General features: G+C 68.4%; 9 protein-coding genes, 3 tRNA genes and 1 pseudogene. 10 read left to right on the forward strand and 3 right to left on the reverse strand.

Going from position 1 to position 21,870, the window contains the following annotated elements; genetic code table 11:
• The first annotated feature begins 49 nt into the window (after positions 1–49).
• From OZ403_RS18450 to mepA, 5 genes are all read left to right on the forward strand, one after another.
• A tRNA-Met gene (locus tag OZ403_RS18450) sits at positions 50–123 on the forward strand.
• A gap of 67 nt (positions 124–190) precedes the next feature.
• A tRNA-Met gene (locus OZ403_RS18455) sits at positions 191–264 on the forward strand.
• A gap of 65 nt (positions 265–329) precedes the next feature.
• Positions 330–403: transfer RNA gene (locus OZ403_RS18460), tRNA-Met, on the forward strand.
• 219 nt (positions 404–622) lie between these two features.
• Entirely contained in the window at positions 623–1,567 is a 945-nt protein-coding gene (locus OZ403_RS18465) for an aromatic alcohol reductase (RefSeq protein WP_268784718.1), read from the forward strand.
• Positions 1,568–2,168: 601 nt separating this feature from the next.
• Positions 2,169–7,511 carry a myxosortase-dependent M36 family metallopeptidase MepA gene (mepA, locus tag OZ403_RS18470; protein ID WP_140791586.1) on the forward strand — a complete coding sequence of 1,781 codons (5,343 nt, stop codon included), beginning with the start codon at positions 2,169–2,171 and terminating at the stop codon, positions 7,509–7,511.
• A gap of 171 nt (positions 7,512–7,682) precedes the next feature.
• Here the strand turns inward: mepA and OZ403_RS18475 are convergent.
• Positions 7,683–8,575: pseudogene (locus OZ403_RS18475) on the reverse strand (patatin-like phospholipase family protein).
• Between the two features lie 78 nt (positions 8,576–8,653).
• Between OZ403_RS18475 and OZ403_RS18485 the strand changes: the two are divergent.
• A complete protein-coding gene (locus tag OZ403_RS18485) occupies positions 8,654–10,333 on the forward strand; it encodes an amidase (protein WP_268784721.1) in 1,680 nt (559 codons plus the stop codon).
• Between the two features lies 1 nt (position 10,334).
• Here OZ403_RS18485 and OZ403_RS18490 read toward each other — a convergent pair whose 3' ends face one another.
• The gene (locus OZ403_RS18490; RefSeq protein ID WP_140791590.1) at positions 10,335–10,712 is read right to left on the reverse strand and encodes a DUF1330 domain-containing protein; all 378 of its coding nucleotides are present in this window, start codon (positions 10,710–10,712) and stop codon (positions 10,335–10,337) included.
• Positions 10,713–10,738: 26 nt separating this feature from the next.
• Positions 10,739–11,464 (reverse strand): 2OG-Fe(II) oxygenase, encoded by a 726-nt coding sequence (locus OZ403_RS18495; RefSeq protein ID WP_140791592.1) that lies wholly within the window; start codon positions 11,462–11,464, stop codon positions 10,739–10,741.
• 166 nt (positions 11,465–11,630) lie between these two features.
• Between OZ403_RS18495 and OZ403_RS18500 the strand changes: the two genes are divergently transcribed.
• The 4 genes from OZ403_RS18500 to OZ403_RS18515 all read left to right on the forward strand — a co-directional run bounded on the left by OZ403_RS18500 (position 11,631) and on the right by OZ403_RS18515 (position 21,862).
• Positions 11,631–12,611 (forward strand): methyltransferase, encoded by a 981-nt coding sequence (locus OZ403_RS18500; protein ID WP_140878370.1) that lies wholly within the window; start codon positions 11,631–11,633, stop codon positions 12,609–12,611.
• A gap of 421 nt (positions 12,612–13,032) precedes the next feature.
• A complete protein-coding gene (locus tag OZ403_RS18505) occupies positions 13,033–13,875 on the forward strand; it encodes a hypothetical protein (RefSeq protein WP_140875152.1) in 843 nt (280 codons plus the stop codon).
• A gap of 114 nt (positions 13,876–13,989) precedes the next feature.
• Positions 13,990–16,152: an SPFH domain-containing protein gene (locus OZ403_RS18510; RefSeq protein WP_174258814.1), complete on the forward strand. Its 2,163-nt coding sequence runs from the start codon at positions 13,990–13,992 to the stop codon at positions 16,150–16,152.
• Between the two features lie 142 nt (positions 16,153–16,294).
• On the forward strand, positions 16,295–21,862 hold the full coding sequence (locus tag OZ403_RS18515; protein ID WP_268784722.1) for a DNA repair ATPase: 5,568 nt from the start codon (positions 16,295–16,297) through the stop codon (positions 21,860–21,862).
• Positions 21,863–21,870 lie beyond the last annotated feature (8 nt).

Below are 21,870 nucleotides of genomic sequence, written 5' to 3' on the forward strand. Positions count from 1 at the left end.
GTTGACGGTACAGGCGAGGGACGGTACTTACCGCCTCGCCTCTCTCTGCCGCGGGGTGGAGCAGCCTGGTAGCTCGTCGGGCTCATAACCCGAAGGTCGCAGGTTCAAATCCTGCCCCCGCAATTCGTTGTACTTCGAAACTTGATTGGAATCGCAGTCAGGTTTCGAGTAGTTGAGCCTCAAGACATGTCGCGGGGTGGAGCAGCCTGGTAGCTCGTCGGGCTCATAACCCGAAGGTCGCAGGTTCAAATCCTGCCCCCGCAACTCGTTGTACCTCGAATTCTGATTGGAATCGCAGTCAGGTTTCGAGTTGTTGAACCCAAACATGACGCGGGGTGGAGCAGCCTGGTAGCTCGTCGGGCTCATAACCCGAAGGTCGCAGGTTCAAATCCTGCCCCCGCAACTCAGGTCGGCCCGGTCATTCTCATGGAATGGCCGGGCCGATTTCTTTTGCACGTCTCGACACGGCGACCGTCCTCCGCCACGGCTGCCCTGCGTCCGGCCGAGCGCGTTGTGTTCGCTGGTGAAGGCGTACCTGGCACCACGGTCCATCTTCCTCGTAGGGGATTACCCCCACCGGTGATGCGCGGCTCACGCCGCCGACAACGACGAGGAGGAGTCCATGGACACCGAGATCACGCATGTTCTGCTGGTCGGCGGTACGGGGCGTTTTGGCGGCAGGTTGGCGTCGGCGCTGCTGGCGCGTCCCGGCATCCACCTGCACGTATTGGTACGTCCGGGCACGCGCAGTGATGCGCTGGTGCGCCTGGCGGAGCATGGGGTGACGTTGGTGAGCGGGACGCTGGATGACATGCGCTCGCTCGATTCGGCGTTGGAGGGCGTGGACGCGGTGGTCGCCGCCGTGAGCGGACCACCCGAGGTGCAAGTGGAAGGGCAACTCCGCTTGCTGGACTCCGCGCGGCGGCATGGCGTCATCCGCTTCATCCCTTCGGACTACTCGCTGGACTACACCGATGCGGACGCGGGTGACGCCTTCATGGATGCGCACCGCCGTGTCGCCGACGCCGTGGTGAAGAGTGGCGTGCCGTACACCTTCGTCCTGTGCGGCGCGTTCATGGAGACGGCGCTGTCGCCGCAGGCGCAGGTGTTCGACTTCGAGCGCGGCGTTGTCTCGTACTGGGGCACGGGAGACGAGCCCTTCGACGTCACCGCGATGACGGATGCGGCGCGATGGGTGGCGGAAGTGGTGGTGGATCCTCACGCCGCGGGCCGGCGGCTGGAGTTCGTGGGTGACGTGGCGACGGTGAATGACGTGGCCGCCCTGTACGAAGCGCTGACCGGTCAGCGCCTGCGCCGCGTGTGCAGGGGAAGCGTGGAGGACCTTCGCCGGCAACTCGTTCGCGCGCGTCCCGAAGGCGTGTCGGTCCAGGTGTCGTCCGCGCAGCTGAGTCTGCTCTCGCAGCTTGCGGGGAAGGGGAGACTGCGCGATCCGGCCAATGCCGAGTACCCGCGGCTCCGGCCCACGACGTTGCGCGACTTCCTTGAAGCACGGTGGATGGTGCCAGCATCCGCGCGGGAGACGTTGCCACTCGCTTCACAGCCGTAGCCCGTGTGCATCGCGGACACTCGGTGGTGTCAGCGCGTCTCGGTGGCGGTGCGCTGCGGGCTCGGGTCGCACGCAAGCAGGGCGCACTGCGTCGCGGGCGCGCACTGATCATCACAGCAGCGCAGATGTCCCCAGGCGCAGCCACGGGATGTGGCCGTGCTGTTTTTCTCCTCGGAGGCGGATTGCGTCGCGCTGCCTGAGTCCTTCGCGCCTCCGTTGCCGCGCGTCATGGACTCAGGTGTCGCGTTACCCGGGTCCCTGGCGGCCTCGGCGCGCGGGAACGGGCGTTCCGCGGTGCCCAGACACCCAGTCGCGCCAAGCACAAGTGCCCAAAGCACCACTCCCCAAGCCCCTGCGCGTCCATAACCAGTGCTCATGGCTCCCCCATGTTCGACGCAACCTGCCGTAATTGCGGAATTCTGCGCTGCATTGGAAAAAATGCGCGTGTCGCCTTTTAACTTACATCCGATCGGGCACTAATCTCTCCGCCAGGTGACAATCTGTCACTTGGTCGCCTTCTGACCGTGACTGGGAGTTTCGGCGATGGGGCCGGAACCTTCGACCCAGGCTGTAAGGAAGGCGGCCACCCCCGCCGTCGTAAATGGAGTCTCCCCACGTGAGAAGGTTGGTTGCCACGCTGTCCGGGCTTGCCCTGGTACTGTCCGGTACCAGTTCCGTCGCCCGGACGTTGCCGAACTACGATGCACTCCAGGACGCGAAGCCCGCGGGCCGTGCCGCCGCGGGATTCAAGCCGGTCAACAGCAGCCTGAAGGGGGCGCGGGTCGCCCACAAGGACTCGCTGACCGGTTCCCCGACGTTCATCTGGACGCACCCGACCTCGGAGCAGACGAAGCTCCGTGGCGAGTACGCGAAGATGTCTCCCGCCAAGGCGGCGCTGGCGCAGATTTCTGCCCACGCTCCTCTTTACGGTCTCGCTTCGTTTGAGGCCGCGGGCGCGAAGGTCACCAACGTCAGCACCAACACGCAGGGCGTGAAGGTCGTGACGCTGGCCCAGGAGTCCTCGGGGATCGAGGTCTTCCGCCAGTCGCTGAAGGTGCTGCTGAACAAGCACAACCAGGTGGTTGCCATCTCCGGCAGCCTCTCCAAGCACGCTTCCGTGGAGATCCCGAAGGGCAAGGCGCGCTTCACCGTGCCCGCGGCCGAGGCGATCGCCGTGGCCTACAAGGACCTCACGGGCGCCGCGCTGGACCGCAACCTGCTCACCCGCGTGAGCGACGCGAAGAAGGGCGACAAGTACTCGCACTTCACGCTGGCCAGCTACGCGCGTCCGCTCGAGGAGGGGTTTGTCATCCCCGCCCGCGCGAAGCAGGTCTACTTCCCGCTGCCTGGCAAGCTGGTCCCCGCGTACTACGTGGAGATCAACACGGGCCGCGCGAACAGCGTGGACTCGGACTACTTCGCGTACGTCGTCTCCGCCACCGACGGTCAGTTGCTGATGCGCAACGACCTGAAGGCGCACGCGGAGTTCAGCTACCGCGTGTTCTCGGACGCGACGCCGCCGTACACGCCGCACGACGGTCCGATCGGCAGCGGCGGTACGCCGCACCCGACCGGCACCCCGGACGGCTACGTCTCGCCGTACGTTCCGGCGAACCTGATCACCCTCGAGAGCCTCCCGTTCAGCCGGAACGATCCCTGGCTGCCGGACGGCGCGACGGAGACGCAGGGTAACAACGTCGACGCGTACGCGGACCTCACCGCGCCGGACTACTTCAACGCCGGCGACCTCCGCGCTTCCGTCACGGCTCCGGGCGTGTTCGACCGGACCATCGACTTCGGCATCCAGCCGAACGCCAACGCGGAGCAGATCGCCGCGGCGACGACGAGCCTGTTCTTCCTGAACAACTGGCTCCACGACTGGTACTACGACGCCGGCTTCGACGAGGCCTCCGGCAACGCCCAGCATGACAACTTCGGGCGTGGCGGCATGGGTGGTGACCGTCTGCAGGCGCAGGCGCAGGACTACAGCGGCACCGACAACGCCAACATGCTCACGCCGGCGGACGGTGCGTCGCCGCGCATGCAGATGTACCTGTTCGCCGGCCCGCGCAACTCGCGCCTGACGGCGAACGCTCCGGCGCAGGTCGCGGGTGACTACCAGGGTGGCGTCTCCTCCTCCTTCGGTCCGCAGACCTTCAACGTCACCGGCGACGCGGTAGCGGCGCTGGACGCGGCCAACACCGCGGGTCCGACCGACCGTGACGGCTGCACCGCGCTGACCAACGCGGCCGAGGTCGCTGGCAAGATCGCCATCATCGACCGCGGCGGCTGCGACTTCGTCATCAAGGTGACCAACGCGCAGAACGCGGGCGCCATCGGCGTCATCATCCACGACAACGTCGCGGGTCCCACGATCGACCTGGGTGGCGACTCCACCACCATCACCATCCCCACGCTTCGCGTGAACCTGGATGATGGCAACGTGCTGCGCAGCGGCCTGCCGGCGCTCAACGTCACCCTGTGGCGTGGCCCGACCACGTGGATCGACGGCACCATCGACAACGCCATCGTGGCGCACGAGTGGGGCCACTACATCAGCAACCGCCTCGTCGCGAACTCGTCCGGTCTGGTGAACAACCAGGGCCGCGCGATGGGCGAGGGCTGGGGTGACTTCACCGCCCTGCTGATGATGGTTCGCGCCGAGGACATCAACGTCCCGTCCAACGCGAACTGGAACGGCGCCTACGCCGCCGCGGGCTACGCCACGCGCGCGGACGCGAACTCCGAGTTCTTCGGTATCCGCCGTGGCACGTACTCGTCGGACCAGACCAAGAACGCGCTGTCGTTCCGTCACATCATGGACGGCGTGGCGCTGCCCACGGGCGTGCCGTTCAACGGCAACACGGGTCTGCCGAACTCGCAGGTCCACAACTCCGGCGAGATCTGGGCGACGATGCTGTGGGAGTGCTACACGTCGCTGCTCCGCGCGCATCCGTTCCAGGAGGCGCAGGACCGGATGAAGAGCTACCTGGTGAACGGGTATAAGCTCACGCCGGCGGCCCCCACCTACCTGGAGGCGCGTGACGCCGTCATCGCGGCGGCCTACGCCAACGACCCGGCGGACGCCGAGCGGTTCTGGACGGCCTTCGCCAAGCGCGGCGCGGGCGTCGGTGCCGTGGCTCCGGACCGCTACTCCACGAACCACGCCGGTGTCGTGGAGAGCTTCGTGGTCGGCTCGGCCATCCAGATCGTGTCGGCCGAGTTCATCGACGACGTCGAGGCTGGCTCGTGCGACCTCGACGGCATCCTGGACAACGGTGAGACGGGCCGCATCGAGGTCACCGTGCGCAATGCGGGCGCGCTGACTGCGTCCGCCTCCAGCGTCAACCTGTCCTCCGCCTTCTCGGGTCTCGAGTTCGGCAACGGTGGTCAGGCGAGCTTCCCGGCCATCCCCGTGTTCGGTGAGGCCACGGTCTCCATCCCGGTCTCGCTCACGGGCGCGACGGGCCAGCAGGACGTGACCATCGACATCGCGGCGCGTGATGCGGGCCAGGCGATCCCCGGCGACATCACGGATAGCATCATCCTCACGACGCACTTCGACGAGCGTCCGAACTCCTCCAACATCGAGGACGTTCAGATCACCCCGTCCAAGCTGCCCTGGACCACCGAGTACGACGAGGCCCTGACCCCGGCCGTGTTCAGCGTGGTCACGTTCGACGACGGCAACCGCACGTTCTACGCGGAGAACACCGCTTCCTTCGCCGACGTCCGCCTCATCTCGCCTGAGCTGCACGTCAGCGCGACCGAGCCCTTCGTGATCAACTTCCTGCACGCTTGGGACTTCGAGGATGACTACGACGGCGCCACGGTCGAAATCTCCGAGGACGGTGGCAACACCTGGGTGGACATCGGCGATCCGATCCACAACACGATTCTCGAGACCTACCCGGGCAACGATAACCCGCTGGCTGGCAAGCCCGCGCTGTCCGGTTACAACCCGCAGTTCCCGGGCATGCTCCCCGCGACCATCGATCTGGGCACGGCCTACGCCGGCAAGACGGTGCAGGTCCGCTTCCGCGTCGGTACGGACATGAGCTTCGGCTACACGGGCTGGCTGCTGGACGACCTCGAGTTCAACGGCATCACGAATACTCCGTTCACCACCATCGCGGCTGAGGATGGCGTCTGTGTGAACCCCTGGCCCATCGCCAACGCCGGTCCGGACCGGTCCATCGCGCCGGGTGAACTGGTGAGCCTCTACGGTTCGGCTGCCGATCCGGAAGGCCAGCCGGTGACCTTCACCTGGGCACAGACGTCTGGCCCCGCGGTCACCCTGGCGGGTGCCAACACCCTGACGCCGTCGTTCACGGCGCCGCAGGTCACCGAGGCCACCGCACTGGTGTTCACGCTGACCGTCTCCGACGGCGTCAAGACGGCCACGGACTCGGTGACCGTGACGGTGGCGCTGCCCAACCATGCACCCACCGTGAACGCGGGCCTCGACGGCATTGTCGAGGAGCGCGCTGCGTACACGCTGAGCGGCTCCGCCAGCGACGAGGACGGCGATGCCCTCACGTACCTGTGGACCCAGGTCTCCGGTACGCCGGTGGCGGTGAAGGACTACACCACGCCGACGGCGACGTTCATCGCGCCCGAGGTCACGCTGGATGAGCCGCTGGTCTTCCGTCTGACGGTCAGCGACGGCATCGCCACGGCGAACGACACGGTCACCGTGACGGTCACCAACGCGAACCGCGCGCCCATCGTCTCCGACACGTCCGTGGCCTTCGCCGCGGGTACTGTCACCGTGACGGCCTCCGCGGTCGACCCGGATGGTGATGCGCTCAGCTATAGCTGGGAGCAGACGGGTGGTTCGACGGTTGCCATCAATGGCGCCGGCACGTCCGCCATCTCCTTCGCCACCCCGGTCCCGGGCTCGTACGAGTTCACCGTGACGGCGACGGACGGCTCGGCCTCTGCCTCCAAGGCGGTGCCGGTGACCATCATCGATGGTTCTCTGCCGGCGAACTCGGCGCCGACCGTGAACGCGGGTATCGATGCCACGGCGAACGCCGGCGACACCGTGACGCTCAGCGGCTCCGCGAGCGACGCCGAGGGTGACACGCTGACGTATCACTGGGAGCAGATCGGTGGCACGGATGTGACCCTGACGGGCGCCGACACCCTGACGCCGTCGTTCACCGCGCCGAGCACGGTCAACGGTGACACGCTGGGCTTCATCCTGACGGTCAGCGACGGCACCTCGACCACCAGCGACGTCGTGCGCGTCCTCGTGGCGGCGGACCCGGGTGCCAACCCGAGCAACACTGCTCCGGAAGCGGACGCGGGCGAGTCGGCCGTCGTGGCGGAGGGCGCCACCGTGACGCTCAACGGCACGGCGACCGACGCTGACGGTGACACGCTCGTCATCGTCTGGACGCAGATCGGCGGCACGCCCGTGACGCTGTCTGACGCGTCCTCGCTGACGCCGACGTTCACCGCCCCGGCCTCCTCCGAGCCGCTGACCTTCCTCCTGACGGTCAGCGACGGTACGGCGACTGTGGTCGACGTGACGTCCATCAGCGTGACCGAGGAGAACGTCGCGCCGGTGGCGTCCGCTCGCGCGGTGCTCTCTGGCAACCAGACGTCGGCCACGCTCGACGGCTCGGCTTCCAGCGACGCGAACGGCGATGCGCTGACGTACCGCTGGACGCAGGTCTCCGGTCCGAACGCGACCATCTCCGGCGCGGACCAGGCGGTTGCGGTCGTCAACCTGCCTGACCTCGACGACAAGACGGCGTCGTTCTCGTTCCGCCTGACGGTGACGGACTCCGCGGGCGCCGAGAGCAGCAACACCGTGCAGTTCTCCGCCCGCAACGGCGGTGACAGCGGTGGCTGCTCCGCGACGGGCGCGGGCGCTCCGGTCGGCATGATCGGCCTGGCGCTGCTCGGCCTGCTGCGCCGCCGTCGTCTGAACTGAGACGCGCGGGTCCTCCTCCTGCCTCCGGGTGGGAGGAGGCCTCCGCGGGGCCCGGATGAAGTAAGTGTCCGGGCGTCGCGGAACGCCGACTGAAGATGAACTTCCTGGCGGCCGGCTCCCGGATTCAAGGGGGCCGGCCGTCGACTTTTCCGGGCCGAGGGGCTGCGGACCTCAGAGGGGCCGCACGTGCTCCGCGAGGCGTCCGGTGGCCATCAGCTCGTGTAGCTCGTCGCCCATGCGCTCGCTCTCGGAGACCACCTGGTTCCAGGCGCGCATGCGCTCGGCGTCCTTCATCCGTTCGAAGTCGACCCGGTCCGGAATCCGGCCTCCGGGAAGGCGGGCCACCAACGCCTGGGACGGGGCGATGAGCAGCGCCCGGCGGAAGTTCTGGGGCCGTGCCCGCCGCCACCGCAGCGACTTGTCGAACCAGCCCGGCACCACGTACGGGTAGAAGTGCGGGTACAGCACCAGGCCCGTGCCCGGGCCGAAGTCCAGGTCCAGGTGGTAGTCGACCACGCCGCCGTCGCGAAACACGCCCGCGGGCGCGCCAAGAATACGCACGCCGCTGAAGAGCAGGGGGATGGAGCCTGACGCCAGCAGCGCCAGTCGCAGGTTCTCCCGCGTCAGTGGCAGGTGGGTGGAGGGCAGGTCCTTGAGCCCGGCGAAGGGGCTGGTGTCCCCGGCCGTGTGGAAGATGACGCGCTCCATGTGGAGCCCCAGCGTCCGCCGGCTGACCATGTTGCCCAGGGCGCAGAGCACGAGCCCTAAGAGCTGCGCCCCCGGGCGATGTACGCCGCCTCGAAGCGGCGCAAGGCCAGCACCGGGTCCTTCTGGGCCACGCAGGCGAGCCGCCAGCTTCCAATGGAACTGCCGATGAGGTGGAGGGGGCGCGAGCGGTTCTGGAAGAGGCTGGCGAAGAGCGCCCGGTCCAGTCCCGCCAGCACCAACCACTTCGGACCGCCGGAGGCGCCGGGGACGACGTCCACGTCGTCTCCGCGCAAGCCTCGTTCGCGAATGAGCCGGAGCGCGTCCGGCCCGGCCAGGAGCGTGAGGTGGGAGGCCATATCGGCTCGCCAACCTAACGAAGCCCCACCGGGGTTGCGACTCTTCGCGTGCCGCCGGGGTGCTGTAGCCTCCCCACCATGAAGAAAACCGCAGCCTCTCCCGGCTCCCCGGTGGGCCTCAGCCGCCGCACCCTCCTGGGCGGAACGGCCGCTGCCACGGCGCTCGCCTCACTGGATGCCCCCGCCTACGCGGCCCCGACGCCCGCGCGGCCCTTCGAGCTGGCCGAGGCCACCGTGGTGGACCTCCAAGCCGCGATGAAGGCAGGCGAGCTCACCGCGCAAGGCCTCGCAGAGCGCTACCTCGCGCGCATCGCCGACTGGGACTCGCGCGGGCGCCTCCCTCTGCGCTCCGTCATCGAGCTGAACCCGGACGCGCTCGCCACGGCCGCCGCGCTCGATCAGGAGCGCCGCGAGAAGGGGCCCCGGGGCCCGCTGCACGGCATCCCAGTGCTCCTCAAGGACAACATCGCCACCGCGGACCAGATGCAGACGACGGCGGGTTCCCTGGCGTTGGTGGGCGCGCGGCCGCCTCGGGACGCGTTCATCGTGGAGCGCCTGCGAGCCGCGGGCGCGGTCATCCTGGGCAAGACGAACCTGAGCGAGTGGGCCAACTTCCGCTCCACGCGCTCGGCCAGTGGCTGGAGCGCGCGGGGTGGCCAGACGCGCAACCCGTATGCGCTCGACAGGACGCCTTCGGGTTCCAGTTCGGGGGCGGGCGCGGCCACGGCGGCCAACTTCTGCGCCGTGGCCGTGGGCACGGAGACGGATGGCTCCATCGTGTCGCCTTCGGCGGCCAGCGCGTTGGTGGGGCTCAAGCCGACGGTGGGACTGGTGAGCCGCTCCGGCATCATTCCCATCTCCCACAGCCAGGACACGGCCGGCCCCATGACGCGCACCGTGGCGGATGCCGCGGCGCTGTTGAGCGTGCTCGCGGGCGTGGACCCTTTGGACGCGGCGACGGCGGCGAGCCGGGGCAATGCCCATGCGGACTACACCCGGTTCCTCGACGTGGACGGGCTGAAGGGCGCTCGCATCGGCGTGCCCCGGGAGCGCTTCTTCGGCTACCACCCGGCCACCGACGCGCTCGTGGAGGAGGCCCTGGCCTTGATGAAGTCCCGCGGCGCCATCCTCGTGGATCCGGCGCCGATTCCCGCGGCGGCGCAGGTGGCCGCCCCCGAACTGGAGGTCCTCCTCTACGAGTTCAAGGCGGGGCTGGAGGCCTACCTTGCGACGCTGGAGGAGGGGACGGCCCCTCGCACGCTCGCGGACCTCATCCGCTACAACGAAGCGCACGCGCCGTCGGAGCTGCCGTACTTCGGCCAGGAGCTCTTCCACATGGCTCAGGCCAAGGGGCCCCTGACGGACAAGGCCTATCTCAAGGCCCTCCAGGCCTGCCGCCGTCTGTCGCGCGCGCAGGGGCTGGACGCGGTGATGAAGAAGCACAAGCTGGATGCGCTGGTCGCGCCGACGCAGGCGCCCGTGGGGCTCATCGACCCCATCAACGGTGACCACTGGCTGGGCAGCAGCTCCACGCCCTCGGCTGTATCAGGCTACGCCTCCATCACCGTGCCCGCGGGGTTCGTGTACGGCTTGCCCGTGGGGCTGTCCTTCGTCGGCGGGGCCTGGAGCGAGCCCGTCCTGCTGAAGCTGGCCTATGCCTATGAGCAGGCGTCGAAGCACCGGCGTCCGCCCACCTTCGCGGAGACGGCGGACCTGCGGGTGCACGCTGGCGCGGGAGGCCCAACCGCGAAGCCCTGACTCAGGGCTCCGGCGACGTGGCCCAGGGCGTGGTGGCCTGGAGCACGGCTTCCTGGAGTGCCTCCGTGCGCAGGTGCGCGATGTGCTGGTACTCCGGGTCCGCCACCATCTGCAGGAAGGCGGCGCGGCTGGGATAGCGGACCAGGAGCACCGCGTCCCACGTCTGTCCGGGATCGGCCACCAGCGCCGTGGAGCCGTCTCCAGCGTAGAGGGGCTGGGCGCCCACCTTCTGGATGAAGGGCATCACCGCGCTCGCGTAGGCCTCGTAGGACGCGCGGCCGCCTTCCTTGAAGCGCACCAGGTTCAGGATGACCACGGGGCCTCCCGGATCCTCCTGCATGAAGCGTTCAACGTCGGTGTGCTGGGGATCGACGGCCATGGTGCCTCCTCGGTTCGGGATGAACGCTATTCCAATGTGCCCACGGAGCCGCCACCGGGCTGCTCGCGCTGGTGGTCGAGATACGCGGCGAAGCCTGCCTTGGATTGGATGCGGAAGGCGGGGATTCGGGCGAGCGCCTCGGGCGGGAAGACGTATTGCTCACACACGAGGCTGGCGCGGCTCGCGCCTTCCTGGCTGCCAGTGAAGGGCCGCACCTCATGTTGGAGGTCGCCGCGGAAGTGCACCAGCAGGCCCTCTCGAGGGCGGATTTCACCCACGGGGGTGTCATTCTGGAGCAGGCGCAGCTCGCCGCCCTGGGCGCGCTCGGGGACCTGGAGATACAGCACACTCACGTGCCGGGGCGTCGCATCGGGGACGCCGCTGGGCTCCTGCAGTGTCGCGTCGATGTGTCGCCCCACGCCGCGCCCCGCATCGAGCAACAGGAGGTTGAGATAGAATGCATTGGGGACAGGCCGCTCCCGCCGCGAACCCCAGAGCCGCTCATGCCAAGGCAACAATCCTGTCGCACTGGCCGGGTCCAGCACGCGGCCCAGGTAGGGCACCAAAAAGGGGAAGCGGGCCTCCAACGTGGCGCGGCCCTCATGCGTGAAGATGAAGGCAAACCCCCGGCTGGCCTGGAACGTCCCCATCAACGGACTGCGTGCCACGAAGCGCGAGCCGAGCAGGGCGGTCCGCAGCTCAAGAAGCGTGCTGCGGGGCAAGGCCTCTCGGCGGGTGATGTAAGCGCGCACGGGGAGACTCGGCCTTCAGGGTGAATGAGAGAACCGTAGCAGTTTTACAGCCTACCTTATAGGTTGCAGCCTTGCCGATGCTACTCAACTCCTTGGAGACGGACACATGAGCCAGCAACCTCGATCCTCTCACGCGCCTCCGCCCGCCGCTCTGCAGATGACGCAAATGGTCTATGGCTTCTGGGTTTCCCGAAGCCTTCAAATCATGGCGGAACTCGAGCTCGCGGATACCATCGGTGATACGCCCAAGACGGTGGAGGAGCTCGCCGAGGCCAGTGGGACTCATGCGCCCACGCTGCGCCGGCTGTTGCGGCTGCTCAGCGGCCTGGGCGTGCTCGTGAAGGATGAGTCCACGCAGCGCTGGGCCCTCACGGAGCTGGGCGGAATGCTTCGCAAGGACAACCCCGGCTCTGTGTATGGCTCGCTCCGGGCGCATGGACACATCCTGTCGTGGCAGGCGTGGGGAGACCTGGCCACCGCCCTGAAGACGGGCAAGCCCACGGTCGAGAAGTTCATGGGCGACACGTTCTTCAACTACATGACGACGCATCCCGACGTCGCCGCCATCTTCAATGGCAGCATGGCCGCGTACCAGACGCTGAACGCGCCCGCCGTGGTGAACGGATATGACTTCTCCTCCGCGCGCAGCATCGTCGACGTGGGCGGCGGTACGGGCATGCTGCTGACGCACATCCTCAAGGCCAATCCCGGCGTCCGCGGCACCGTCTTCGAAATGCCTCACGTGGCGGTGGAAGCCCGCGAGCGAATCGCCGAGCAGGGGCTGTCGCCGCGGTGTGACGTCGTCGCCGGTGACTTCTTCGAGCGCATCGTTCCCGAAGGCAAGGACGTCTACATCCTGTCGCAGATCCTCCATGACTGGGATGACGAGCAGAGCCTGCGCATCCTCAAGTGCATCCGCGCGGCGATGCGTCCCGACTCGCGGTTGCTCATCGTGGAGACGGTGCTGCCCGGCGACAACGTGCCGCACTTCGGCAACCTCTACGACCTGGCCATGCTCGTGCTCGTGGGCGGCCGGGAGCGCACGGGGCCGGAGTACACGGCGCTCTTGGAGAAGGCGGGGCTGAGACTGTCCAACGTCTTCCCGACGACGATGCCGCCCAGCGTCGTCGAAGCCGTGGTGGCCTGAGCCACCACCGGTCGCCGTGAGGCGGGGGCTCACTGGTCCGCCCGCCTCCGGCGCTGCCGGGACGTGTCGAGCATGTTCAGCAGGGCCCAGGCACCTTCAGTAGGCGGCGCACCAGCGTGGCCTCGCGCCGGTCCCGAAGCTGCCTCCGTTGCTGTTTGCCGCTCTTGCCCGGGACGTCGAAGTACCTCTCGGGCCGGGTTGCTGGCCGGGGACTGGGCTACCGGGCTGGTTCCGCTTGAGGGGCCATGCGCCTTGCGTAAGGGGAATCCCGCCCCCCCATGTGAGCCGTCCTCCTGTAGGCCTCAGGGGGGCCGCGCGGCAACGCAGGTGCTGCCCGGCCGACCGCCCAGGGACGGGGCAGAAAAGCGCAAGGTACGTTTTCGATGGGAATGACATTCGTTTAGAGTGGGGCGCAAGCCGTATGAGCGCCTTCCTCGACACCATTCTGGCCTTCCCGACCGCCATCTTCACCATCGTCCTCGGCGTGGTGATGACGTACTGGCTGTTCGTCATCGCGGGCGCGGTCGGCATCGACCTGTTCGATGGGGACATCACGCTGGAGTCGGGCGGCAAGGCGCTGAGCGGGGCCATCGAGGGCGGTGGCAAGGCATTGGGCGGGGCCATCGAGGGTGGTGGCAAGGCATTGGGCGGGGCCATCGAGGGGGGTGGCAAGGCATTGGGCGGCGCGAAGGCGCTGGGTGCCCATGATGCGGATTTCGACGTCGATGGTGGCGGAGTCCTGGCCGCCATGGGCTTCGCCGGCATCCCCATCACCGTGTCCGTGAGCTTCGTGGCGTTCATCGCCTGGTTCCTGTCGGTGATGAGCGCGCAGCCGCTGCACGAGGCGCTGGGCGGGGTGGTGCCGTCGTGGCTGCTGAGCAGCGGGCTGGGGCTGGCGTGTTTCGCGGCGGGAACGGTGACGGCGGGCTTCGCGGTCCGGCCCCTGCGGCCGGTGTTCGTGACCAGGCGCGCCCCGGGGCGCGACGCGCTGATGGGCCGCGTGTGCACCATCTCCAGCGGCAGCGTGACGGCCAAGACGGGCCACGCGACCTTCGAGGACGGCGGAGCGGGCGTCATCCTCAACGTCGTCTGCGCGAAGCCCAATGAACTCAAGCGAGGCCAGCCGGCGCTGATCCTCGCGTACGACGCCGAACGGCGCGTCTACGAAGTGGAGCCGGTCGACTGGCTGCTGCCGGAGGAGATGGAACAGCTCCAGGACCCGGCCCGCGCCGCGGCATTGGCTCGCGTGAAGGCACGAGGCTGAGTTTTACCGGTCGCGCCGAGGGGGCGACCGTCACATTCGACGCCGGAGGGCTTTTGCGGGGGACCTCCGGCGCCTGATACAAGGCCCGCTGTCATCATCAATCAGGAAATGGCCATGGACCCCATTACCGCGGTCGCTGCCGGCATCGGTGGCATCATCCTTCTCGGAGGCATCCTCCTCACCATCGTCCGGCTCTACCGGCAGGTGGACCAGGGCAAGGTGCTCATCGTCAACACGCTGAAGAACGAGCCGGTCGTCACCTTCACCGGCGCGGTGGTGTTCCCCATCATCAACCGGGCCGAGGTGATGGACATCTCCTTGAAGACGGTGGAAATCGACCGCCGTGGCAAGGAAGGCCTCATCTGCAGGGACAACATCCGGGGTGACATCAAGGTCACCTTCTTCGTCCGCGTGAACAAGACGCGCGAGGACGTGCTGAAGGTGGCGCAGACCATCGGCTGCGCGCGCGCCTCCGACCAGGAGACGCTGGAGAACCTCTTCGAGGCCAAGTTCTCCGAGGCCCTCAAGACGGTGGGCAAGAGCTTCGACTTCGAGGAGCTCTACACCAAGCGCGAGGAGATCAAGGACCAGGTCGTCAACGTCATCGGCCGTGACCTCAGCGGGTACATGCTGGAGGACTGCGCCATCGACTTCCTGGAGCAGACCCCGGTCGAGATGCTGGACAAGGACAACATCCTCGACGCGCAGGGCATCCGGAAGATCACCGAGCTGACGACGAAGCAGAACGTCTTCACCAACGAGCTGCGCCAGGACGAGCGCATGGCCGTCACCAAGCGCAACGTGGAGGCGGATGAGGCCATCTTCGCCCTCGAGCGTCAGCGTGAAGAGGCCGCCGCGAAGCAGAAGCGCGAAATCGACAGCATCCAGGCCCGCGAGACGGCCGAGGCCGAGCGCGTGAAGCAGGAGGAGTACGCCAAGGCCCAGCTGGCGCGCATCAAGGCCGAGGAAGAAATCAACATCAACGAGCAGAACAAGTCCCGGCAGATCGAGGTCGCGCAGAAGAACCGCGAGCGCGTGGTGGGCGTGGAGACCGAGCGCGTGGAGAAGGACCGCGCCCTGGAAGCCATCAACCGCGAGCGTGAGACGGAGCTGCAGCGCATCGCCAAGGAGAAGGCGCTCGAAGGCGAGAAGAAGCTCATCGCCGACGTGGTGCGCGCCCGCATCGCCGTGGAGAAGACGGTGGCGGAGGAGGAGGAGCGCATCAAGGACCTGCGCGTGAAGGCCGAGGCCACCCGCCGCAAGGACGCGCTGCTCATCACCGCCGAGGCGCAGGCGCAGGAGAAGCTGGTCAAGGACATCAAGGCGGCCGAGGCCTCCAACGAGGTGGCCAAGTTCACCGCCAAGGAGAAGCTGACGCTGGCCGAGGCCGAGCTGGAGGCCGCGGACAAGACGGCGAAGGCGAAGGTCCGTCTGGCCGAGGGCATCCAGGCCGAGGCCGCCGCCGAGGGGCTTGCCGAGGTCCGCGTGAAGGAGGCCGACGCGCAGGCGCAGGAGAAGCTCGGCATGGTCAACGTCCGCGTGAAGGAAGCGGAGGCGGGCGCCATCGAGAAGCAGGGCCAGGCGCAGGCGAACATCGTCCGCGAGAAGCTGCTGGCCGAGGCGGCGGGTGAGCAGGAGAAGGGGCTGGCCCACGCGCGCGTGCTGGAGGCGGAAGCCAGCGCCATCCAGAAGCGCGGCGAGGCGGAGGCCATTGCCACGCGCGAGAAGCAGCTGGCCGAGGCCGCTGCCATCCAGGAGAAGCTGCTGGCCGAGGCCCGCGGCCTGGCGGAGAAGGCCGCGTCCATGAAGCTGATGGATGGTGTCGGCCGCGAGCACGAGGAGTTCCGCCTCAAGCTCAACAAGGAGCGCGACGTGGAGCTGGAGGCCATCCGCGCGAAGAAGGACATCGCGCACGCGCAGGCCGAGGTGCTGGCCAAGGCGTTCGCCAACGCGAAGTTCAACATCGTCGGTGGCGACGGCCAGTTCTTCGAGCGCTTCGTCAAGGCGGTGTCGTTCGGCACCGCGGTGGACGGCGCGCTGGACCATGGCGAGGCGCTGAAGACGGCGCTGGGCGGCTACCTCAACGGCGAGAAGGACCTGCCGGCCGACCTGAAGGAGATTCTCTCCAAGCCGGGCCTGAGCAACGACGCGCAGAACCTGGCCGTGGCCGCGCTGCTGCACAAGATGGCGGCCAGCCCCGTCGCCGCGACCTCCGCCGGCCTCAAGGCGCTGGTGGAAGACGTGGCGCGGCCGGGCACGGTCGACAAGCAGGGCTGACAGTCCCAATGGGCCACCGCCGTGAACAGGCGGCGGTGGCGCGGCCGTAAGACGACCCTCACTCCGGCCTCCCCTCCGGGGTGGCGCCCCTCCGCTCGGGAGGGTGCGGGGGTGGGGGTCTTCGCTTTTCCGGTGAACACTCATGGCAACTGACGGTGGCAAGGGCGCGGCGCCCGCGGGCGAGGCGGCGCTGGAAGGCGGCAGCTACGAGGTCATCCGTTCGCGGCTCCTGTCGCAGGCGGATGTGCTGGGCGCGAAGGCGACGGACCTCAACGGGCGGCGCAAGGCGCTCTTCGGTGGGACGGAGCTGGCCGTCATCGGCAACGAGCGGGTGCGCACCGAGCACAACTGCGTCCCGTGCGACATCGCCAGCGTCGGCAAGTACCTGCTCTTCGGCTACAACGTCTTCATCGGTCTGAAGCGGGAGACGTCGGTGTCCGACGTGTTCTCCCTGCACAAGTTCGAGAAGACGGCCGATGGGTACGACTTCTCCACCGTGCCCAACTCCGAGGCCGGCGGGTTCCTGGCGGACCCGCGCTTCGTGAAGGACTTCGGCGAGCTCTACAAGTACTACAAGGACGCGAAGCTCCTTCAGATTCGCAAGCTGGACTCGCGCCTGCTGGCCATCTTCCAGACGGGCCAGTCGCTGCGCGACATCAAGGTCTTCCGCTTCAGCCTGGACCTGGAGGGCCGCGCCACCTATCTGGACAACCAGGGCGAGCGCGACCACGTCTTCCCGCCGTCGCACGACTTCGAGTGGACGGTGGCCACGCGGGACAACTACGTCACCGGCCAGCACCCGCACGTCAACGTGCTGGACCAGGTGTTCGTGGAGACGGTGAAGGGCGACCTCACCATCAAGGTGGAGGACAACACCTCCACCGGCATGGGCATCTACAGCGAGCCCGTGGACGACCCGGACCAGTCGCTGGACGACGCCGAGTTCGCCTGGGCCCAGGTGGGCACGCTCATCCTGCTGCGGGTGCTGCCGTTCCGGGAGAAGGCGCACCGCTACCTCGTCTTCAACTCGCGCACGCAGCACGTGGTGCGCATCGACGCCATTGGCCAGGCGTGCGTGCGGCTGCCGGAGGACCAGGGCATCGTCTTCCCGGGCGGCTATTACCTCCAGACAGGGGACTTCAAGGTCTTCGATGGCGCCGCGGCGTCGGAAGGCATGGAGTTCAAGCGCGCCATCCGCTCGCCCAACGGCGAGGACGTGCTCTACATCTTCCACCGGCGGACGGACGGCTGCTACGTCCTCTTCCCGTACAACCTGGTGCGCAAGGAGGTGCAGAACCCCCTTGTCGCGCACGGCATGAGCCTGTTCTCCGACGGGCAGCTCGTCATCTTCCGCTCCGCGTCGGAGGAGCCCACGCGCGTCCACCCGATGCAGGTGTGGCAGACCCCGTTCGTGTCCGCGGAGCACGCCGCGGCGGCGCCCTCGGCCCCGGGCTATCTGGGCAAGGTGGGCAACGCGGAGCTGGTGCGCGGCATCTCCGACGCGCTGACGATTCAGCGGGTCGCGAAGTCGGAGAAGCCCACCCGGCGCACGTATGAGGACCTGGTGTCCTCGGCCACCCGCGCGCTGGACGCGTACTACTGGCTGGGCCATGAGGAGACGGGCCTCCAGGAACCGGTCGAGACCCTGCGGCGCACCGCCGAGCTCATCATCGATGAGTTCGAGAAGGTGGTCGCGATGCAGAAGCGCGCCACCGAGTCGCTGGCGGTCGCGGAGGTGGAGCAGGAGACGCTGCTGCTGCGTGTCCAGCCGGAGAACCTCACGCACGCGGAAGCCTTCATGCAGGCGCTGGCGGACCTGCGCAAGCAGCGCGGGCACCTGATTACGTTGAAGGACATCCGCTACATGGACCTGGGACGCGTGGACGTCCTGGAGACCGCGGTGGTGGAGGCGTCCGACCGGGTCAGCACGGCCTGCGTGGATTTCCTCCAGACGGGCGAGGCGCTGGCGCCGCTGGCCTCGCGCCTGGATGAGCTGCTGGCGCAGTTGGAGCCGGTGCAGACGTCCGTGGAGCTGGCGCCCCTGGGCGAGGACATTGACCGGACGGCCCACGGCCTGGAGGTCCTGGGCGAGGTCGTTGGCGGTCTGCAGGTCGGTGACCCGCTGGCCCGCGCTCGCATCCTGGAGGGCATCTCCGAGCTGTTCAGCCGCCTCAACCGCGTGCGCGCCAGCCTCGCGGCCAAGCGCAAGGAGCTGTCCGGCCGGGAGAAGCGCGCGGAGTTCGGCGCGCAGTTCAAGCTGCTGGGGCAGAGCATCGAAAGCTCGCTGTCGCAGGCGGACAGCCCGGAGCGCTGCGACGAGGCGATGTCCCGCCTCACCGTGCAGTTGGAGGAACTGGAGGGCCGCTTCGGCGAGTTCGACGAGTTCCTGGAGCAGATCACCCAGAAGCGCGAGGAGCTGCTGGAGGCCTTCGGCGCGCGCAAGCAGTCGCTGGTGGACGAGCGGCAGCGCCGCGCGCAGAGCCTCTTCGGCGCCGCGGAGCGCATCCTCCAGGGCGTGCAGCGCCGGGCCAAGTCCTTCAAGACGGACGACGAGCTCAACGGCTACTTCGCCTCCGACGCGATGATCCTCAAGCTGCGCCAGCTGGCCGACCAGCTGATGGAGCTTCAGGACAGTGTCCGCGCGGACGAGGTGCTGTCGCGCGTGAAGTCCGCCAAGCAGGACGCGCTGCGCGCCCTGCGGGACCGGCAGGACCTGTTCGCGGACGGCGACAACGTCATCAAGCTGGGGACGCACCGCTTCAACGTCAACACGCAGCCGCTGGACCTGACGTTGCTGCCGCGCGACGGCGAGCTGTACCTCCAGCTCACCGGTACGGACTACGCGCAGAAGGTGGATGACGCGGAGCTGCTCAAGTACCGCGACCTCTGGGACCAGCACCTGGCCTCCGAGTCGCCGGGCGTCTACCGCTCCGAGTACCTGGCGGGCTGCCTGCTGGCGGACGCGGAGGACGGCAAGCGTGGCCAGTCGCTGGACGCGCTGCACGAGGCGCTCATCAGCGGCACGCTGCTGGAGAAGGTGCGCGCGTACGCGGCCGACCGCTTCGACGAGGGCTACGAGCGCGGCGTCCATGACTCGGACGCGGTCTCCATCCTGGAGAAGCTGCTGGGCTTGCACCAGGGCGCTGGGCTGTTGCGCTTCGCGCCGGTGCCGCGCGCCTGGGCGGCGCTGTACTGGGCGTTCGACGCGGACGAGGCGGCCCGCACCGTGTTCCAGCGGCGCGCGCGCAGCCTGGCGCGGCTGCGCACCACCTTCGCGTCCGGTGGCAGCCTGGCCGAGGTGGGCGAGTCACTGGGCGCACGCATCGCCGCGTTCCTCACCGCGCACGGCCTGGAGCACTCGCCAGCCGAGCCGCTGCAAGCGGGCCGTTATCTCGTCGAGGAACTGGGCGCGGAGCACCCGCGCTTCACCACCAGTGGCGAGGCGGTGGCGCTGCGGGACGCTTTCCTGCATGAGCTCGACCGGCACGGGACGCGGTCCGCGTTCGAGGACGACCTGCGCGGCCTGGAGAAGGACCTGGGCGCCCGGTTGGAGCTCGCCCGGGTGTGGCTGGACGGCTACCTCGCGCAGCGCGAGGGCGGTCCGGGGGATTCCGTCCATGTGGCGCTGGAGACGGCGGTGTTGCTGCTCACTGGCTCCAAGCTGGACCGTGAGACGGCGGGCGCGCTGACGGCCACCGAGGTCTCCGCGCTGCTAGGCAACCATTCGCGCATCCACGACCGGAAGCTGCCGCTGCGTCTGGACGAGTTCCTGGCCCGCCTGGGCGAGTTCCGGCAGGTGCGGGTGCCGCAGTACCAGGCCTACCGCGCGCTGCTGAGGGACTTGCTGGAGCGCGAGCGCCGCAAGCTGCGCCTGGAGGAACTGACGCCGAAGGTGCTGTCGTCCTTCGTGCGCAACCGGCTCATCGACGAGGTGTACCTGCCGCTCATCGGCGCCAACCTGGCGAAGCAGTTGGGCGCGGCGGGCGAGGGCAAGCGCACGGACCGCATGGGCATGCTGCTGCTCATGTCGCCTCCGGGCTACGGCAAGACGACGCTGATGGAGTACGTCGCCAGCCGCCTGGGACTCACCTTCGTGAAGGTGAACGGCCCGGCGTTGGGTCACTCCGTGAAGTCGCTGGACCCGGCCGAGGCGCCCAACGCCACGTCCCGGCAGGAGGTGGAGCGCATCAACCTGTCCTTCGAGATGGGCAACAACGTGATGCTCTACCTCGACGACATCCAGCACACGGACCCGGAGCTGCTCCAGAAGTTCATCTCCCTGTGCGACGGCCAGCGCCGCGTGGAGGGCGTGTGGAACGGCCGGACGCGCACCTATGACTTGCGCGGCAAGAAGTTCTGCGTGGTCATGGCTGGTAACCCGTACACGGAGACGGGTGAGCGCTTCCGCATCCCGGACATGCTCGCCAACCGCGCGGACACCTACAACCTGGGTGACATCCTCGACGGCAAGGAGCACCTGTTCGCGCTCAGCTACATCGAGAACGCGCTCACCTCGAACACGGTGACGGCGCCGCTGGCCACGCGCGACCCGGCGGACACGCACCGCCTCATCCGCATGGCGCAGGGCGAGGAGGTCCAGACGGGCGAGTTGAAGCACGGCTACGCGGCGGCGGAGCTCCAGGAAATCGTCGCGGTGTTCCAGCGCATGTTCCGGGCGCAGTCGGTGCTGTTGAAGGTGAACCTGCAGTACATCGCCTCGGCGGCGCAGGACGAGCGCTTCCGCTCCGAGCCCGCGTTCAAGTTGCAGGGCAGCTACCGCAACATGAACAAGCTGACGGAGAAGATTGTCTCCGCGATGACCGACGACGAACTCGAGCGGCTCATCGACGACCACTACCAGGGCGAGTCCCAGACGCTGACGACGGCGGCGGAGCAGAACCTGCTCAAGCTGGCGGAGATGCGCGGGCGCCTGACGCCGGAGAAGGCGAAGCGCTGGGAGGACATCAAGCAGGGCTTCGCGCGCGTGAAGCGCATGGGTGGCAAGGACGACGACCCCGTGGCCCGCGTCACCGGTCAGCTCAGCGGCATCGAGGAGCAGCTGGGCGCGGTGCGGGACGCGGTGGTGCAGGCAGCCAACCACGTCTCCGCCAGCCATGCGCGTGACGAGCAGCCGGGGCCGGTGGTGGAGGTGCTGCCTCGCCTGGAGTCCCTGCGTGAGGCCGTGCTGGAGGTGGCGAAGGTGGGCCGCGAGTCCGTGAAGGCCGCGAAGGCCACCCCGGCGCCCGTGGTCGCCGCGCCCGTGGCCGCGGGGCCGGACCTGACGCCGTACCTCAAGCACATGGCGCACCTGCTCAAGGCGCTGACGGAGCGGGTGGCGGCGCAGGCGGAGCGGCCGCCCGAGCCTCCGGCGGAGTCCGCGCCCACCGTGCGGATGGCGGCACTGGCGCCTTCGCCTGACTTCGGCGCGTACATGGAGCAGCTCTCCCGCGCCATCACCGCGCTGGCGGAGCGTCCCGTGAATGTGTCCGCCAACGTGCCCGCGGAGGCCCTGCAGCGCACCGCGCTGACCGGGCCTTCACCCGCCGAGCTGAGCCGTCAAATCGAGCTGGTGGAGGGCGTGCTGCTTCCGCTGGAGCGCGCCTCGCGCCGCGCCATCCAGGGCGAGGGCGAGGGCGTCATGAAGTCGCTCCAGGTCTGGCAGAACGTCACCGAGGCCCTGGAGCTGTTGCGCTCCATGCTGCGGCGCTGAACCGCGCG

The sequence above is a fragment of the Myxococcus sp. NMCA1 genome, assembly GCF_026810205.1.
Classification (GTDB): domain Bacteria; phylum Myxococcota; class Myxococcia; order Myxococcales; family Myxococcaceae; genus Myxococcus; species Myxococcus xanthus_A.

Bases quoted from the DNA above. Each gene is read 5' to 3' on its own strand.
- OZ403_RS18510 (WP_174258814.1), top strand. From the start codon at position 13,990: ATGGACCCCATTACCGCGGTCGCTGCCGGCATCGGTGGCATCATCCTT.
- OZ403_RS18465 (WP_268784718.1), top strand. From the start codon at position 623: ATGGACACCGAGATCACGCATGTTCTGCTGGTCGGCGGTACGGGGCGT.
- mepA (WP_140791586.1), top strand. From the start codon at position 2,169: ATGGAGTCTCCCCACGTGAGAAGGTTGGTTGCCACGCTGTCCGGGCTT.
- OZ403_RS18490 (WP_140791590.1), bottom strand. From the start codon at position 10,712: ATGGCCGTCGATCCCCAGCACACCGACGTTGAACGCTTCATGCAGGAG.
- OZ403_RS18515 (WP_268784722.1), top strand. From the start codon at position 16,295: ATGGCAACTGACGGTGGCAAGGGCGCGGCGCCCGCGGGCGAGGCGGCG.
- OZ403_RS18500 (WP_140878370.1), top strand. From the start codon at position 11,631: ATGGTCTATGGCTTCTGGGTTTCCCGAAGCCTTCAAATCATGGCGGAA.
- OZ403_RS18505 (WP_140875152.1), top strand. From the start codon at position 13,033: ATGAGCGCCTTCCTCGACACCATTCTGGCCTTCCCGACCGCCATCTTC.
- OZ403_RS18485 (WP_268784721.1), top strand. From the start codon at position 8,654: ATGAAGAAAACCGCAGCCTCTCCCGGCTCCCCGGTGGGCCTCAGCCGC.